This window comes from Bacillus sp. SIMBA_026 (genome assembly GCF_046535335.1).
Classification (GTDB): Bacteria; Bacillota; Bacilli; order Bacillales; family Bacillaceae; genus Bacillus; species Bacillus velezensis.
Map to the genome: position 1 here is coordinate 1 of NZ_JAWRWX010000297.1, position 256 is coordinate 256.

Below are 256 nucleotides of genomic sequence, written 5' to 3' on the forward strand. Positions count from 1 at the left end.
GTTATTCTGGAACCAGGTCGATGGGAGGGAAAGAAGCACTCTTTATGATGCTTACCAGGTCGTCACGGAAGAATTGGAATTGAATGTTATGCATACCAGGATCATGGATAGTAAACGTTTTCGCAGAGAAACAGAAGAGAGCGGTAATTACATATTCAGGTCAAGTTTACTGCCGCCAGAAGAGAAGCTAATGAGGATGACCAGACTTGATCTGTTTATTCAGGAATTTCTAAAAATTGTAAAACGTTAAAAATGT

1 protein-coding gene is annotated in these 256 nt (G+C 39.5%); it reads left to right on the forward strand.

The window, feature by feature from the left end; translation table 11 throughout:
* On the forward strand, window positions 1-250 hold a 250-nt coding region (locus SB847_RS21540), incomplete at its 5' end, for a hypothetical protein (RefSeq protein WP_486304285.1).
* Window positions 251-256: the final 6 nt, after the last annotated feature.